The sequence below is a fragment of the Prevotella sp. P6B1 genome, from assembly GCF_000702825.1.
GTDB lineage: Bacteria > Bacteroidota > Bacteroidia > Bacteroidales > Bacteroidaceae > Prevotella.
The window spans coordinates 26301-42949 of record NZ_JNKF01000017.1 but is presented as its reverse complement, the minus strand read 5'-3'; the positions used below and the strand labels follow the sequence as shown (position 1 = coordinate 42949).

At 47.5% G+C, this 16649-nt stretch carries 13 protein-coding genes; 2 read left to right on the top strand and 11 right to left on the bottom strand.

Annotation, left to right across the window (positions count from 1 at the left end; translation table 11 throughout):
* Window positions 1-91: 91 nt before the first annotated feature.
* The 6 genes from T495_RS0114235 to hpt all read right to left on the bottom strand — a co-directional run bounded on the left by T495_RS0114235 (window position 92) and on the right by hpt (window position 8741).
* Entirely contained in the window at window positions 92-1150 is a 1059-nt protein-coding gene (locus tag T495_RS0114235) for an endonuclease (protein ID WP_197020405.1), read from the bottom strand.
* A 75-nt stretch (window positions 1151-1225) separates the two neighbouring features.
* Window positions 1226-2830 carry a BACON domain-containing protein gene (locus T495_RS0114230; RefSeq protein WP_033149161.1) on the bottom strand — a complete coding sequence of 535 codons (1605 nt, stop codon included), beginning with the start codon at window positions 2828-2830 and terminating at the stop codon, window positions 1226-1228.
* A gap of 20 nt (window positions 2831-2850) precedes the next feature.
* Complete coding sequence (locus T495_RS14960; protein WP_036891344.1) at window positions 2851-6285, bottom strand: carboxypeptidase regulatory-like domain-containing protein; 3435 nt, start codon at window positions 6283-6285, stop codon at window positions 2851-2853.
* Between the two features lie 141 nt (window positions 6286-6426).
* Window positions 6427-7596 carry a GTPase ObgE gene (gene obgE, locus T495_RS0114215; RefSeq protein ID WP_028903345.1) on the bottom strand — a complete coding sequence of 390 codons (1170 nt, stop codon included), beginning with the start codon at window positions 7594-7596 and terminating at the stop codon, window positions 6427-6429.
* On the bottom strand, window positions 7597-8169 hold the full coding sequence (locus T495_RS0114210; protein ID WP_033149160.1) for an adenylate kinase: 573 nt from the start codon (window positions 8167-8169) through the stop codon (window positions 7597-7599).
* 35 nt (window positions 8170-8204) lie between these two features.
* Window positions 8205-8741, bottom strand: a complete 537-nt coding sequence (gene hpt / locus T495_RS0114205) for a hypoxanthine phosphoribosyltransferase (RefSeq protein ID WP_028903343.1) — start codon at window positions 8739-8741, stop codon at window positions 8205-8207.
* Window positions 8742-8832: 91 nt separating this feature from the next.
* On the opposite strand from hpt, the gene T495_RS0114200 reads away from it, so the two are divergent.
* Both T495_RS0114200 and T495_RS0114195 read left to right on the top strand, forming a co-directional pair.
* A complete protein-coding gene (locus T495_RS0114200) occupies window positions 8833-10344 on the top strand; it encodes a bifunctional ADP-dependent NAD(P)H-hydrate dehydratase/NAD(P)H-hydrate epimerase (protein WP_033149159.1) in 1512 nt (503 codons plus the stop codon).
* Window positions 10341-11420, top strand: a complete 1080-nt coding sequence (locus T495_RS0114195; RefSeq protein WP_081832150.1) for a DUF4831 family protein — start codon at window positions 10341-10343, stop codon at window positions 11418-11420. The genes T495_RS0114200 and T495_RS0114195 overlap by 4 nt, the downstream gene beginning before the upstream one ends.
* Window positions 11421-11447: 27 nt before the next feature.
* On the opposite strand, the gene T495_RS0114190 is transcribed toward T495_RS0114195, so the two are convergent.
* The 5 genes from T495_RS0114190 to T495_RS0114170 form a co-directional block, all read right to left on the bottom strand.
* Window positions 11448-12443 carry a M28 family peptidase gene (locus tag T495_RS0114190; RefSeq protein ID WP_155993727.1) on the bottom strand — a complete coding sequence of 332 codons (996 nt, stop codon included), beginning with the start codon at window positions 12441-12443 and terminating at the stop codon, window positions 11448-11450.
* A gap of 51 nt (window positions 12444-12494) precedes the next feature.
* A complete protein-coding gene (locus tag T495_RS0114185; RefSeq protein ID WP_033149157.1) occupies window positions 12495-14213 on the bottom strand; it encodes a membrane dipeptidase in 1719 nt (572 codons plus the stop codon).
* The gene (locus tag T495_RS0114180) at window positions 14210-14689 is read right to left on the bottom strand and encodes an Lrp/AsnC family transcriptional regulator (RefSeq protein ID WP_028903338.1); all 480 of its coding nucleotides are present in this window, start codon (window positions 14687-14689) and stop codon (window positions 14210-14212) included. Before T495_RS0114180 ends, T495_RS0114185 begins: the two co-directional genes overlap by 4 nt.
* A 113-nt stretch (window positions 14690-14802) precedes the next feature.
* Entirely contained in the window at window positions 14803-15741 is a 939-nt protein-coding gene (locus T495_RS0114175) for an FKBP-type peptidyl-prolyl cis-trans isomerase (RefSeq protein WP_231495124.1), read from the bottom strand.
* Window positions 15742-15753: 12 nt separating this feature from the next.
* Complete coding sequence (locus tag T495_RS0114170) at window positions 15754-16632, bottom strand: FKBP-type peptidyl-prolyl cis-trans isomerase (protein WP_028903337.1); 879 nt, start codon at window positions 16630-16632, stop codon at window positions 15754-15756.
* Between the last annotated feature and the right edge of the window lie 17 nt (window positions 16633-16649).

Sequence of the window (16649 nt, the reverse complement as noted above, 5' to 3'; positions counted from 1 at the left end):
AACATCTCATCCAGCGCAAACCCTTTGCCACAAAGGCTTTCAGGCCGTCTGGATGAGATGTTGATATGTTTTCAGAAAATTCTGAAAAAAATCACTCTACGATCACCTTCTTATTCTTACGGATGTAGATACCCTTTTTCAGGTTCTTACCATCTACACGCTGTCCACGCAGGTTATAGATAGCGCCATCGTCCTCAACGAAGATGGTCTTGGTAATCTCCTCGATACCAGAAGTTACAGGCACGTAATTGTCGTAGCTGAAGGCATCCTCCTTTTTGCTACCCCAGATATACTGCTCAAGGCCAGGATAATCCACGAAGGGATTACGGTTGCCCTGAATCTCATAGATACCCTGATTACGCTTGATCTCCTTCTCGCTAACGGGATCATTGGCAGCCCAACGGAGCAACATGTTCAGCGCCCACTCCGTAAAGAAAGGATAAACATTCGAAGCCAGCATATCGCTTGTCCAGTTGGCAGGACTGCGGGTTTCACCTTTTTCGTTCGTGTACGACTCATAGGCCGTAGCCATATAGAAGTACACACGAGCCAAATCGCCCTTGTACTCATCGTTGGGTTCAAACACGCGTCCGTTCTGATTGTTCACCTTATAACCAAGCTCCTCTTTACAGCGGCCGAATTTTGAAAAACCACCTTCTGACTTTTTGGTAACGACGTTGCCAACCTCTCCATAAGGATAGTTTGACCTCATTGTATTAATGATTCGGTCTGTTGGGAACAGATGATGAAGATCGGTATACATGGGATACACATTGGTAGAATAATTATCCTGAGTAGCTTCATTAAACCAACTCTTAGGCATCGCATGCTCACGATTATACTTCAATCCTTCATCAACTACAGTTTCATCTCCCTTATCCCGATCAGTCTTTGGGGTAAAATTAGAGATGCTGGAATAGATTTCCCAAATCTTACCATCCTCACGAAGATCGTAAGATTCAATCGCATCCCATACACCATAGGTGTACTTCTGGATAGTATGCGGGCTAATGATTGCGAAAAGGGCTGATTTCAGTTCCGCAGCTTTCTTACCATCAGCTGCCTGATAGTAAGTTCCTGTTTCATTTGGTCCCTGCGCCCAAACTGAGCAGACAGAAAAAACAAAAAGAAAAAGTAGAGATTTCTTCATATAAATCTGGTTTTTAGGAAAAAATGCTCCCAATGCCACTAACGACATCGGGAGCAAATATTGTATTCAAATTGATTATTCAGCGTGCTCGAATCCGAAGCAGATACCACCACAGAGCTCAACAAGTCCATTGTAGGTATCCTTGTAACCAATCATGGTCAGCTTGTCTCCTACCTGAATCTCGTTCTCAGCAATGAAGAACTTTTTGTTGTCGCCCGTAGCTCCATAACCAGGATAGCAACCATAAACGTAAAGGTCGTTAGTGCCATCAGTCATGTAGAGGTTACCATAATCGTTAGCCTTGCCCTTACTGTCAAGCAGAGACTTAATAGTACCTGTTACCATATAATAAGTAGTCTTACTATCAGGCTTGGTGAGGAATTCCTCGATAGTTACCTCAGTAACAGGAATGTGGCTCTCATACTGACCACCTGTCATCTGAGCAGTACCACTGAACTCACCACGCTTACCTACGAGTGTTACAATGTCACCAACTTTCAGTCCAAGTGCCTCGAAGTCACCCTTAGCACCAACACCATAAACGTAAACCTCGCCAGAGAAGTCCTTAATATAGATGTTACCATACTGAGCCTTAGCAACCTTGGAAATAACACCAGTTATGCGATACTGAGTGTTTCCAACTGGTGCAGCAAGGAACTCTGCCAAACTACTGCAAGTGACGATAGCTCCCTTCTGCTTAATGGTTGCCTGAGAGGTGTAGTCCTTAGAACCGTCAGTTGTCTTGAAGAAAACAGTAACAGAACGATCACCACCCTCATTCTTCTTGGCATAGAAGGTTACAGAAGGAACTTCGCCTACAGTAGAAGAAACTACACCCAGCCAATCCTTAGCCTCAGCAGGAATCTCAACAGCTACGCCATTGGTAGTCTTGCAGGTAAGGTAAGCAGTAATCTCACCACCATCAACAGGAAGCTCGTCGGTTACTTCCTCACCAATAGCCAGATACTCGCACTTGATCAGTGACTTAGAGAGTGATACTACCTCAGAGTTCTTCTCCTGAGTCTCAGGAGTACCCTTATAGTCAATCAGTACACCCTTAATAACAATCTCGTCACCTACAGAGAAGGCGTTCGCATCGGTGTAAGCGCCACCATTATACCAGAGACCACGATAAATCTCCAGTTCATTAGCGTTATCGCCCTTGTATGAGCCATCATCTGAGATAAAGAAGGTTGCGTTACCATAAGAGGTACTGATCTCATTAATCTTACAAACGATACCCTTTACATAGTACGACTTAGATCCCTGAGTACCAGCCTTGATCATATCAACAGCCTCCTTAACAGTCAGGATAACAGGCTCTGTTTCCTCAGCAAACTGCAGTACGTTGATACGCTGCGTGTTTTCACCACAGTTGAGCAGCACCTCGCAGCTATTACCATCCTCTGTTTCAGCAGCAGAGAAAGAAACCTTGCTCTCACCTACGCTACCTGACATGGGGCTGATAGTGAGCCATTCAGGTACTGACGAAGCATCAATGCTCCAGTTCTCAGCAGCATTAACTGTAATCGTCGTTGTTCCACCAGCCTGTGGGAGTGCCACATAAGATGACGAAACTTTCACGTTACCCAGATAAGTGGGAGTATTGTCCTCAGAGCAGCTGGTGAACAAAGCACCAATAACTGCTACGAGAGACGGAATGAAATATTTAAGTTTCATATTTATCTTACCTTAATTAATTAGTTGAAATAATACTTGATACCTACAGAAGCATACCAGCACTGACCAAGACCATAGTTAGTAGTCCAAGTCTTAGTGTTACCATTGATAGCGCTTGGAGTAGAGAATACAGCGTAACCATCACGATCAACGCCCTCATACTTCAGGCAGCGAGACTCTGTACCAATCTCAGGATTCAGGTACTTAGCAACACCCCATGCAGAGTTGAAGAAGTTCAGGACGTTCTTCACATCGAAGGTGAGCTGCAGCATGTGCTTGGTCTGACCTACGTTGAACTTGAAGTCGTGCTTGTAACCGAAGTCGATACGGTGTACCCATGGAGAGTAAGCGCTGTAAGGCTCAGCATATTCACCCTGGTGCTTGCTCAGGTAGCTATCGTTATGAACGAAGTCCATGAAACGCTTAGCATCATCCTCAGTCTTGAAACGGAACTCCTTGTTAGCAACCTGCTCGTCGGTAGGAATATAGAGAGCATCGTACTTGTAGCCATCACCATTCATATCGTTAGTCAGCATCCAGCCATAGCTGTTTCCACCATGCCAAGCCTCGTAAACGAAGTTATAGTGGTTACCGCTCTTGTCGTGAATAGTAGCAGAAGCAACTACACGATCGGGAGTTACATACTGAGAGTTGTGCAACTTGATATTGTTTGGACCCTCAGAAGTAGGAACGTATGTGAATGCAGACTCAGCATTAGAACCAGGCATACCAGTTACCTCCTTAGATACAGTGTGAGTATAAGCAGCCATCAAGCTGATCCAGTCAGCAGGCTGAGCGTTCAGAGTTACGTTAGCACTCCAACCATAACCCTTTGTAGTGTTCTCAAGAACGAAGGCAGGTGTGCCTGAACGGAAATTATCTGGATAGATAGGACGGTTGTCAACACCGTTGAAGCGTGCGAAACCACCTACATTCTGGATTGACCAGTCAGAGATGCAGTTATCATAGATCTTCTTATTGAAGATACCCTCAACTGTTACAGAGAATGGGAAGTCAACAGGAATCTGATAGTCGACAGCCAAAGAAGTCTTCCATACCTGTGGCATCTTGAACTTAGGATCAACAGCAGAGATAGTAGAAGGAACAGATCCATCCTCAGGAGTGGCTGTGGTAGGATAGCCCAAAGAATGCAGCTTGGTAATCATCTCGTTGACATCAGTAATCAACTTACCACCATTCTTGTTAGCGCTGAACTCTTCCATTGTGAAGCCCTTAGCGGCAGCATTCTTAGCATTTACCTGTGCCTGATACTGTACCAGACCACCGTTGGTAGGCATGTTGGTGAAGAATACCAGAGGCAGACGACCAGAGAAGATACCAGTACCACCACGTACCTTCAGGCTCTTGTCACCAAATACGTCGTAGGTAAAGCCGAGACGTGGAGAGAAGGTAATGCTGTTCTTAGGCCACTTACCAGTATCGATATGACGTCCATTATAATCAAGACCAAGGATACCGCTACGAACATAATCGCCCTTTTCATCATAAAGAGGATATGTACTAGAAGTTGCAACTTTTCCATTCTTGTCATAGAGAGTTCCTGTATAGTTAGGATTATACACGCCATTGGTCATCAGGTCGCTATTATTGAAGAAAAGTCCATCAATTCGCAGACCGTAAGTGAGCTTGAACTTATCGTTAACGTTCCACTCATCCTGAGCATAGAAACCAGGACGGTTGAACTGTACACGAGCAGCAGGATCAGACTTACCATCGTAACCATAGGTCAGACAGAAGATCTCAGGAAGATTATACTTTCCATTTGGCAAAGCCTCCTCACCAAAGAGCATAGCTGCATTGAGTACACCGTTGGCGTTGTACATATCGTCTGTAATGTTGAAACGATAGTAGCCAGCACCATTACGCATGTACATATTGTCGGCCATCTGATGCTCGAAGCTGAAACCAGCCATAATCTTATGAGCACCCATGTAGTAAGTTACATCATCCTTGATGTTCCAGATAGTATTGTGAACAGCGTTGTTCCAAGTGAACAGCTCATAACCCAGAGCCATGTAGTTATCGTCGTCCTTAGTGATATCGATATGTGGGAACGCTGAAGAGTTGGTACCACGAATGTCGTCGAGCTTAGAGATAGTAGCCAGGAACTGGTTAGACAGATTGTCAGTGAGGCGGCTATTCAAGTCGATTGACCAAGAGTGAACCAAATTCTCCATAGAGTACATGGTGTTAGCGAACGCCATAGAATACTGAGACATACGGGCACCCGACATACGTGTACCACCGTCCATAGAGGTAGCGTTAGGACCGTTCCAGATGTTGTTCTTAGTATAGTTATAGCGAACTGCCAGATGGTGTCTGTCGGTGATATTCCAGTCCATACGAGCCATCAACTTGTAGTTACTCTCATCAGCAGGGAAGCTGGTCCAAGAACCAGTATCGTAACCATACTTGTTGGCGACATACTTAGAAACGGCCTCCAAATCAGCGTTAGTTGTACGAGAGATGTAGTTGGTAGCATCAGCTACACCATCCTCAGAACCTCTCCAACGGTTAACGATTGAAGGAATCTTTGACATTTCACCGTTTACAAAGAAGAAAAGCTTGTTCTTAATGATTGGGCCACCCAGGGTGAAACCATAAGTAGTGGTCTGAGCCTTCTCACGAGCACCTGTAATCTGCTGACGTTTCACAGCATCACCACGCATATTCTCATTCTGGTGATAAACATAGGCGCTACCCTTGAAGGTGTTAGTACCCGACTTGGTAATAGCGTTCACACCACCACCGATGAAGTTGGTCTGACGAACATCGTAAGGAGAGATAACCACCTGCAACTCCTCGATAGCATCGATAGAGATTGGGGTACCACCACCAGGCAACTTGTCAGAAAGACCGAAGTTGTTGTTGAAGTTAGCACCATCGACGGTGAAGTTAGCAGTACGACCATCAGCACCAGCGAAGCTCATACCATTACCTCCATAAGGAGACAGACGTGTAACGTCGGTAATAGAACGGCTTACGGTTGGCAGATTGGTAATCTGCGAACTGTTGATGTTAGTAGCTGCACCCGTCTTTTCAGCAGCGAACTTAGAGGCCTTACCACTTACGATAACCTCTGCCAGCTCAGTAGCATCCTCAGTCAAGAACACTGAGAGATTGTAAGTTTCAGCCAGCTGGAGGGTAATACCCTTGACGGTTTTTGGCTGGAAACCAATGTAAGAGATGGTCACGTTGTAAGGACCACCAGTACGCATACCATTGATCGAGAAACGACCTGTGGTATTAGTCACTGCCGTGTAACGAGTACCTGAAGGCTCGTGTACAGCCACAACTGTAGCACCGATGACTTCCTCGCCATTCGCATTGTCGAGGGTCACCTTTCCAGCCATACTTGAAGTTGTGATTTGCGCCATCAATGTTAACGAGAATGTCAACATTAATGAAACCAGAAAGAGCAATCTTTTCTGCATAAACTAGAACTGTTTTAATTAAATAATTAGCGGACTACGTCCGATTGGTTTAAAATTTCGGTGCAAAGATAGGAAATTTTTCCGATTTATTGTTCTAAATCGGAAAATATTTTTAAAATTGGTAAAAACTCTTGAGAAATGTTAAGCCTCGTCGTCGAGGTCTTCAAACTCAAAATCCTCGAGATCTTCGATCTCATCCTCGTCAATATACTCAATATCCTCATCTTCGCCCTCGTCGGCAAGCTCCTGAGCAAAACGGCTCATATCCTTGTCGCGGTGTACCAAAGAGTCCTCCGAAGTGATGGCATTGAGCTTATTGCTTTCAGCGTTCAGCTCGTTCCACAACACATCCTTCAGCTCGTCGAGACCATAACCAGTGACGGCAGAAATAAAGACCACGGGGAGATCCTCTGGCAGGCTCTCCTTCAGCATTTCGATGAGTTCCTCATCAAGCAGGTCGCACTTGGTAACAGCCAAGACGCGATGCTTGTCGAGCATCTCAGGATTGAACTGCGAGAGTTCGTTCAGCAGAATTTCGTACTCACGCTTGATGTCGTCGGTATCGCCTGGTACCATGAACAACAGGAGTGAGTTGCGCTCAATATGGCGCAGGAATCTAAGTCCCAAGCCCTTTCCTTCCGAAGCACCCTCGATGATGCCAGGGATATCGGCCATCACAAACGACTTGTTATCGCGATAGCCAACGATACCCAATGAGGGTTCCATCGTGGTAAAAGGATAGTTTGCTATCTTGGGCTTAGCATTCGACAGCGATGAGACCAAGGTAGATTTTCCTGCATTAGGAAAACCTACCAAGCCCACATCAGCTAAGAGTTTCAATTCGAGAATAATGGTCATCTCCTGCATGGGCTCACCTGGCTGTGCATAGCGGGGAGCCTGGTTGGTAGAGGTACGGAACTGGAAATTACCCAATCCACCACGACCACCTTTCAGGAGCAATACTTCCTGACCATCGTATGTAACATCGCAGACGTACTTACCTGTTTCGGCATTATAGACCACAGTACCACAAGGCACATCGATGTAAACATCTTTACCATCGGTTCCATGACACTTGTCGCGACCACCATTTCCGCCGTGTTCGGCAAAGATATGGCGCTCGTATTTCAAGTGGAGCAGCGTCCAGTAGTTATGGTTTCCACGCAGAATAATGCTGCCACCCTTACCACCGTCGCCACCATCAGGGCCACCGTTGGGATTATACTTTACATGACGCAAGTGCATACTGCCTTTACCACCCTTACCGGAGCGGCAGTAGATCTTTACGTAGTCTACGAAATTTGATTCCATTTAGATATTGTCAATAACCTGGCAAATGTCTGCAAAAATGCGGTCGAGCTCGCCCAGACCGTCGATATGAAAGTGAACACCCTCCTGCTTATACCACTCGATGAGAGGCATAGTCTGAGAATGGTAAACTACGAGACGCTTCTTGATGGTCTCCTCATTGTCGTCGGCACGACCGCTCTGCTGTCCGCGCAGGATGAGGCGCTTCATCAGTTCGTCCTCAGGCACATCCAGCTCAATCATAGCAGCCACCTTGTCGCCACGCTCGTCGAGCATCTTCTTCAGAGCCTCGGCCTGTGGAATGGTACGGGGGAAGCCATCGAAGATAACACCCTTGCTGTCGCGTCCGAAACTATCATAAACAGAAGCAAGAATGCTAACCATCAGATCGTCGGGAATCAACTGTCCCTTCTCGATATAGCTGGCAGCCGTCTTACCCAGTTCGGTACCATTCTTGATTTCACCACGAAGTACGTCACCAGTTGAGATGTGATTCAGTCCGTACTTCTCAATCATCTTATCACTCTGTGTTCCCTTGCCTGAGCCGGGAGCACCAAAAATAACGATATTCTTCATTATCCTGATATTTAGTTTTATTTAAGTTGCTACGTTTATTCTACAATGGTATATATATCCTTCAAACCTCTGGCCTGCTGATCGTAGTCGAGACCATAGCCGAGAATGAAATCATCAGGAATGCTGAATGCCACATACTCCGGATGGATATCCTCCTTCAACTTGCTGGGTTTCAAGAACAAAGTGCAGATATGAATGGATTCAGGGTTACGGGTACCCAGCGACTCAATCATCTGCTTCATGGTGAGTCCGCTCTCCACAATATCCTCCACGATAATCACCGTACGATTAGTCAAGTCCTCGTTGATACCAAACACTTCCTTGATCTTACCTGTAGAGGTAGTTCCCTGATAGGAAGCTAATTTTACAAACGATATCTCGCAAGGGATAGTCATCTCACGAATCAGGTCGGCAGCAAAGATAAACGCGCCGTTCAGTACGCCTAACAACAGAGGATTCTTACCTTCCATATCCTTACTGATCTGCTGAGCAAGAGCCTTTACACGCTCCTTAATCTCTGCCTCTGGAATAGAGATTTTGAACGATTTATCCTTAACTTGAATGACACTCATACGCTGAAAGAATTAAAAATTTGTGCAAAATTACAAAAAATCTGCCAAACTCTATCATTCATTAGCAATTTTTTCGTATTTTTGCACCATTATGAAGATATTTACGAGCGCACAAGTCCATGAATTGGACAAATACACCATAGAAAATGAGCCCATTAAGTCTATCGACCTGATGGAGCGCGCTGCAAAAGCCATAACTCAAGCCATCACCGATAGCTGGAGTGTGAACACGCCTGTGATTATCTTTGCAGGACCAGGCAATAACGGTGGCGACGCGCTGGCCGTAGCCAGAATGCTCATCGACAAGGATTACGATGTCAAAGTCTATTTATTCAACATATCCAATCACCTCTCTGAAGACTGTGATATCAATAAGCGTCGTCTGATCGAAAAACGGTCGAAGGCGCTGATAGAGGTGATTCAGGAGTTTGAGCCACCACAGCTGGAAGAAGGCATGCTGGTGGTTGATGGTCTGTTCGGCACAGGCCTCAACAAGCCTTTGGCAGGCGGATTCGGTTCACTTGTAAAATACATCAATGCCTCGCCAGCTCAGGTAGTGAGCATCGACGTGCCTTCAGGACTGATGACGGAGGATAACACCTACAACGTCAGGACCAACATCATCCATGCAAACCTGACGCTGACGCTTCAGATGCCCAAACTCTCGTTCCTGTTCCCAGAGAACCAGATCTTCATTGGTAAACTGAAGGTGCTCGACATCCGACTGAGCAAACAAGGCATGAAAAAGATTGATGCCAACTATACGCTGCTCGAAGAGAGCGACATACGCGCGCGACTGCTAAAACGTGATCCATTCGCCCATAAAGGCAAGATGGGAAATGCCTTGATCATAGCTGGCAGCTATGGCATGGCAGGCGCCTCAGTACTGGCCACCAAGGCCTGTCTGCGCGTAGGTGTAGGCAAGGTCACCACCCACACCCCTAAGCGCAACAGTGCCATTCTGCAAGTCAGTGTACCTGAGGCCATTATCCAGTTCGACAGAGAGGAGACGACTTTCTCTGAGGCTGTCGATACAGAGGGATTCAACGCTGTAGGCATTGGTCCGGGTTTAGGCACCAGCGAACAGACAGCTATCGCTATCATCGCACAGCTACGCCGCACCCAGTGCCCTATCGTTGCCGATGCCGACGCCATCAACATCCTGGCCACCCATCGTGCTTGGCTGCAGCAGCTGCCCAAGGGCATCATCTTGACACCCCACCCCAAGGAGTTCGACCGCATGGAAGGTCATTCGAACGACAGTTATGAACGACTGATGAAAGCGCGCGAACTGGCAGAGCGCATACAGGGCTACGTGGTACTGAAGGGGCACCACACCTCACTCTGTCTGCCCGACGGACATATTATCATCAATTCTACAGGCAATGCCGGCATGGCAACAGCAGGCAGCGGCGATGTGCTGACAGGTATCATCACCGGATTGCTGGCCCGTGGATATAATCAGGAAAACGCTTGTATCGTAGGTATGTACCTGCACGGACTGGCTGGCGATATTGCCGCTCGCGAATTAGGCGAGGAGAGCGTCATTGCCAGCGACCTGATACAGAACTTACCCTACGCCTTTAAAAGACTTAATGAATGAATAAATTATCAGTAATGATTATGGCCTTGCTGCTGACTACAGGCAGTATGAAGGCCCAGACAGTTATCAGTTCATACAAACCAGGAGTTACCAGCGAGGGAGCAGTGTATTACCTGCCCAAGACCGCTATCCGCATCACCTTCCAGATAGAGAAGACCACCTATACCCCTGGTGAGTTTTGCAAATATTCCGAGAAATACCTGCGTATCAAGGACGTATCGCCTACGCCATCTACCAAGTACCGACTGATGGCCGTCAGTCAGGAACCGTTTGCCGTGGCCGATACCTCGAAGTGCTTTGCCGTGAAGTTCGACGCCAGGACATCGGCCTGCAACGTCAGACTGTCCGACGACGGTATCCTGCTGGCTATCAACAGAGACATCAAGCAACAGAAAACGCCTCAGACCACAGCCCCCATCAAGGCTGCGCCCATCACCAAATCGCCCAAGTCATACCTGAGCGAGGAGATCCTTTCAGCAGGTAGCACCGCCAAGATGGCCGAACTGACAGCTCAGGAGATTTATGAAATCAGAGAAAGCAGAGGTATGCTGGCTAAGGGACAGGCCGACTTCATGCCTAAAGATGGTGAGCAGCTGCGATTGATGCTGCAGGAGCTGGGCACACAGGACCAGGCCCTGACCAGTATGTTTACTGGTGTCACCACTTGCGACACCACCAGTCACACCATCACCTACATAGTTGACAAGCCCATCAAGCGTGACGTACTATTCCGCATCTCGCCTGAATTCGGACTGGTTGACAACGACGACCTCTCTGGTACACCTTATTATATTAATATAGAGAATCTGAAGACAGTTGCCGAGCCAGCACCTGCTGACCCCAAGAAGGCCGTCAAGCCTCAGCAGGCAGGCATCTATGTGAACATTCCCGGCAGACTGCGCGCCACCATCTTCGACGCCAAGAACCAGATTCTGGCCAGCGAGTTCCCTGCCGCACAGTTTGGCAATGTAGAGTTGCTGAGCGGCGCCTTGTTCAACAAGAAATATACCACACGCCTCTTACTCCACCCCCTGACAGGAGCGGTAGAGAACTTAGAGGCAGAACAGCCCAAATAAAAACAGAGTAAAAAGATGATTCAGGTACTACTTCTCTGAGAAGAGTACCTGAATCAATGTCTGCCCTACTGCTTGTAGGGTATTTTTATCGATATGCGCCATATCATCATTGATGGTATGCCAGGTAGGTCCAAAGGTGCTCTGCGCACAATTGGGATAGTGTGGGATGATATCGATGGTAGGGATCTTAGCCTTCGTATTGACAGGCAGATGATCATCAGTAACACCCCCGCCTATCTGACCAGGGAAGAAGCTACCATAGCCAACAACCTGTGCAGCGCGCCAAACCTTATCCACAATATGACTGGCATACTGTACCGACATGGCCTCCTTATAGAACTGTGCACCCTGACCGCCTACCATATCAAGCAGAATGCCGAAACGGGCCTTATAGCCTTTCTGATGCAGGTTGGCTGCCCAGTACTGAGACCCAAGAGCCCATGAGTCGCCCTCGTAATCATTCTCCTCCCACTGAGGCACACCCCAGTCTTCAGTATCAAAGCAGATAAAGTCTACACCCAGCTTCAAGGTGTCCTGCGACAGCAATCGAGCCACTTCAAGCATCACTGCCACACCCGAGGCGCCATCGTTGGCAGCCATCACAGGCGTTTTCCAGTTGGCTTCATCAGGATCATTATCAGCCCAAGGGCGACTGTCCCAGTGGGCACAAAGCAGAATACGGTCTTTCTGTTCCGGACGATAGCTGGCAATGATATTGGTGCTGTGGAGCGGCGTGCCGTCATAGCCTTTGAGCACAGCCTTCTGCGGCAGCACCGTCATGCCGAAGCTCTTGAACTTCGAGATAATCCACGCTTCGCAATCATCGTGTGCCTGACTGTTCATGGTACGAGGACCAAAATCGCACTGAGCCTGACAGTACTGATACGCACTATCTGCACAGAAAGCAGGACCAATAGGCTGCATTGACACAGACTCATCAGTGGTCTGTTTCTTCAGATTACCACAACTCACTAAAAGTAAAAAGGTAAAAAGGTAAAAAGGTACAATCCTTACCAACCTCATTACTTTTGCTATTTTATTATCTCTCATTTCAAATTTTACTTTTTTACCCTTTTACCTTTTCACGTTTCTCTGTACCTCCTCCATCACACGCAGGAAGTTACCACCCCAGATTTTCTGGATGTCCTGTTCGCTGAAACGGCGCGCCAGCAATCTGCGGGTAAAGTTAATCAGCTCCGACGAATCAGCCAGACCACGAACGCCGCCATCGCCATCAAAGTCGGTACCCAGCCCCACATGGTCGATGCCCATCACGTCGATGGCATGCTCTAAGTGAGCCATCACATCGTTGATGGTTGCCTCGCCGTCCTTCTTCAGGAAACCATGATAGATGGTAGTCTGCGCCACACCGCCCTTAGCAGCAAGGGCACGCATCTGGTCGTCAGTCAGGTTACGTGGATGATCACAAAGCGCACGGGCAGAAGAGTGGCTGCACACAATAGGCTTGCTACTGATTTCCAAAGCCTGATAGAAGCTCTCCTCGCCGGCGTGACTCATATCGACGATCACGCCCAGACGGTTCATCTCTTTGATGACCTGCTCACCAAAGGCACTCACACCATGGTGGGTATGATTGGTTTTAGAAGCCGAATCGCAGATATCATTATCGCCATTATGACAAAGTGTCATATACACAATGCCTCGATCCACAAAGTGCTGCAGATTCTCCAGTTTTCCATCGATGGCGATACCGTTCTCTATGCCCAGCATGATGCTCTTCAATCCCATGTGCTTGTTCATCCACAGGTCGTGAGGGGTGCTGGCAATACGGATATAATCGCTGTTCTGACTCACAATCACCTCAATCTGGTCGAAGATATCGTCGGCAAAAGCCGTAGGATTAACCGTTGGCTGTGGCAGATAAGCCACCATGATGGTAGCATCCTGACGACCTTCTGTCATCTTATGCAGATCGACAAGAATCTTGGAATCACGATGATCAAAATGAATTCCTTGAGGGAAAAACATCGGGGTATCGCAATGGGTGTCGAGTGTCAGCACACGATCATGCGTTCTGTGGGCTTCATGAAAGCACTTGGCCTCGCCCACCAGCCACTGGAACAAGGGCAGACCATCAGCCATACACTCTGGATGCCACTGCACACCGAGTATCGACTTGAACTCACTGCTCTCCATCGCCTCAACAATTCCATCAGCCGACTTGGCTACAACCTTGAACTTGTCGCCGGCTTCCGACACTGCCTGGTGATGGAACGAGTTGACCATCAGGTTCTCATGGCCATATATGCTGTAAAGAACCGAATCTTGTTCAATCTTCACACGATGGGTTGCCTCCGAACGGTCGGCATCCTGCGAATGTTTCACTGTAGCCACATCGCTGATATCCTGACGCACCTTTCCGCCTAAAGCCGTAGCCAACGTCTGGATACCACGACAGATGCCTAACATCGGGATCTGACGGTTATAAGCCAAACGGGCTATCAACAGTTCAGGAAGGTCGCGCTCCTGATTGATACCATGAAGCTTAGGCGAGGGATCCTCACCAGCCCATAAAGGATTAATATCGCCGCCTCCACTCAAAATCAGGGCGTCGATATGCTCCAGGGTGTTCACAATCACATGTTTATCAGCTACAGGTGGTATCACTACAGGCACACCACCCGCCTCGACTACCGACTGGTAATAGCCGCGACCTAACTTACAGGTCAGGTCTTCGTAATTACCAGTGATACCGATTATTGGACGCTTCTCAGCCTCTGGGAAGTGAGCATACACATCACTCAGATGCGACTGAAGGTCAAATCTGTTCATAGTTTCTTATCGTCTTCGTCGAGTACGATAGGTATCTCACGCTTCAGGCTCTGCTCCAGCGAGATCAGGGTTTCTGTGGCTACAACACCAGGAATGCCCTGCAGTTTGCCGTTCAACAGTTCCATCAGCTGCTCGTTGTCCTTGGCATAGAGCTTTACCATCATCGTATACGGACCAGTAGTAAAGTGACATTCCACTACCTCTGGAATATGTTGCAGGCGCTCTACCACCTCTTTATACATCGATCCCTTTTCAAGGGTGATACCTACATAAGTACAGGTAGAATAGCCCAGACTTTTAGGATTAACATCGAATCCACTACCAGTAATCACATCAGCATCAATCAGGTGCTGAACACGCTGGTGAATGGCGGCTCTTGAAACATTACACTCTGCTGCTACATCCTTGAAAGGAATACGCGCATTCTTGGATAGGATACTCAATATCTTCTTATCCAAAAAATCAATTTTTTCCATGATTTTCCCCTTTTGGTTACATTTTGTCAGCAAAAGTAAGCATTTTAATCGAACAATGCAACTTTTTTGGAGAAAAAATTAAAAAAAGCGTGTCACTTTCGTGACACACTTACTTATTTCTTTGTTTTTTTCTGACTTTTGGTGTTTTTGCCGGTTGTCGATGTCTTACCATCGATTCCAACAAGCTCGATATCAAAAATCAGTGTGCTGTAAGGCTTGATCTGACCTGCCTCACGATTGCCGTAAGCCAGCTCGGCAGGGATGTAGAGCTGCCATTTTGAGCCAACAGGCATCATTGTCAGTGCCTCGGTCCAGCCCTTGATGACATCAGTGGGACGGAACTCAGCAGGCTTGTCGCCATGATTCTTTGAGGCATCGAACACAGTGCCATCAATCAGTCGGCCCTCATAGTTCACCATCACCTTATCACTCAAGGTAGGCACAGCGCCCTTACCCTGTTTCAGCACCTTGTACTGCAGACCGCTGGGCAGGGTAACCACCCCATCTTTCTTGGCATTATCAGTCAGGAACTTCTTACCAGCGTCGCGGTTGGCGCCATAGAGTTTCTCTTCCTTCACTGCCTTGGCCACCTTGGTCTTCACCATGTAGTAGCTTTCAGCATCAAGCACCTTGCATACAGAAGTATCCTTCAGCAGTGCATCTGTGAATCCACGATAGAACTTTGCGGTCTCGATAGAATCAGAAGAGCCCTCGAAGTCATGCTTAACACTGGGGAGTACACGCTCATTTACCTGATTAGCAATCTGAATACCCATCAGATAAGCCTTCTGACGTGCATCGCCCTCGGCCTTGGCAGCCTCCTGGAATCCACGTACGAAGTCGGCCATATAAGCGGTATCCACCTTCTGCTGGAGCAAGAAAGGAATAACACTGCTACCAACACTCATACCAGCTGTATAACTGATAGAGTCAGAAACAGACTTCAAGCTGAAAACCTCGACAGCAGGCTTCTGCTGCTTGACTACCTTCTTTTTCTTGGCAGCATCTATAGATAAAGATGCACCCGCCACAAGGGCGAGTGCAATAATCATAGTCTTTTTCATTTACTTCTTAGGATTAACCTCGAGCAGTTCGATCTTGAAGATCAGAGTTGAGAATGGGTCGATGTTACGCTGAGCACGCTCACCGTAAGCCAGATCCTGAGGAATGTAAACCTCCCATACAGAACCAGCAGGCATGTGAGTCAGAGCCTCAGTCCAACCCTTGATTACCTGGTTAGCACGGAATGTAGTAGGCTCACCACGCTTGTAAGAGCTATCAAAGATTGTATCATTGATCAGACGACCCTCGTAGTGTACCTTTACCAGTGAAGTATCAGCAGGGATAGCACCTGTACCCTCCTTGATAACCTTATACTGTACACCGCCGGGCAGAGTCTTCACACCGTCCTTCTTGGCATTAGCAGCGAGGAACTTCTCACCAGCCTCCTTGTTAGGACCGTAGGTCTTCAACATCTCCTTAGCCTTGATTTCCTGGATCAGGCGCTGAGCAACCTCCTGAGCAACCTCGGGAGTCATCAGCCCCTTCTTACCAGTTGTACCACTGATGAATCCAGCCAGGAAGTTCTTCAGAGAGATTGTCTTGGTAGAATCCTCACCGAATACCTCATGGTTGATACCCTTGATCATACGGTTAGAAATCTGCTGACCAATCTGAATACCTGCATAGTATGCAGCCTTCTTCTTGTTGTCACCGGCATTGGCACCCTCGTTCAGACCTTTGATGAACTCAGCCATGTAAGCAGTATCTACATCGAGACTACCAACGAGATACTCTTTCAGACCCTGAGTCTGAGCCATACCAATAGCGTAGCTCATGGTGTCAACGTCTGTCTTCAGACTAGCTTTAGGAGTTGAATTGCCACATGCGGTGAAACCAGCAGCAGCGATAGCCAGAACGGCTACAATTGATAACTTTTTCATTGTTTTCTGTTATTATT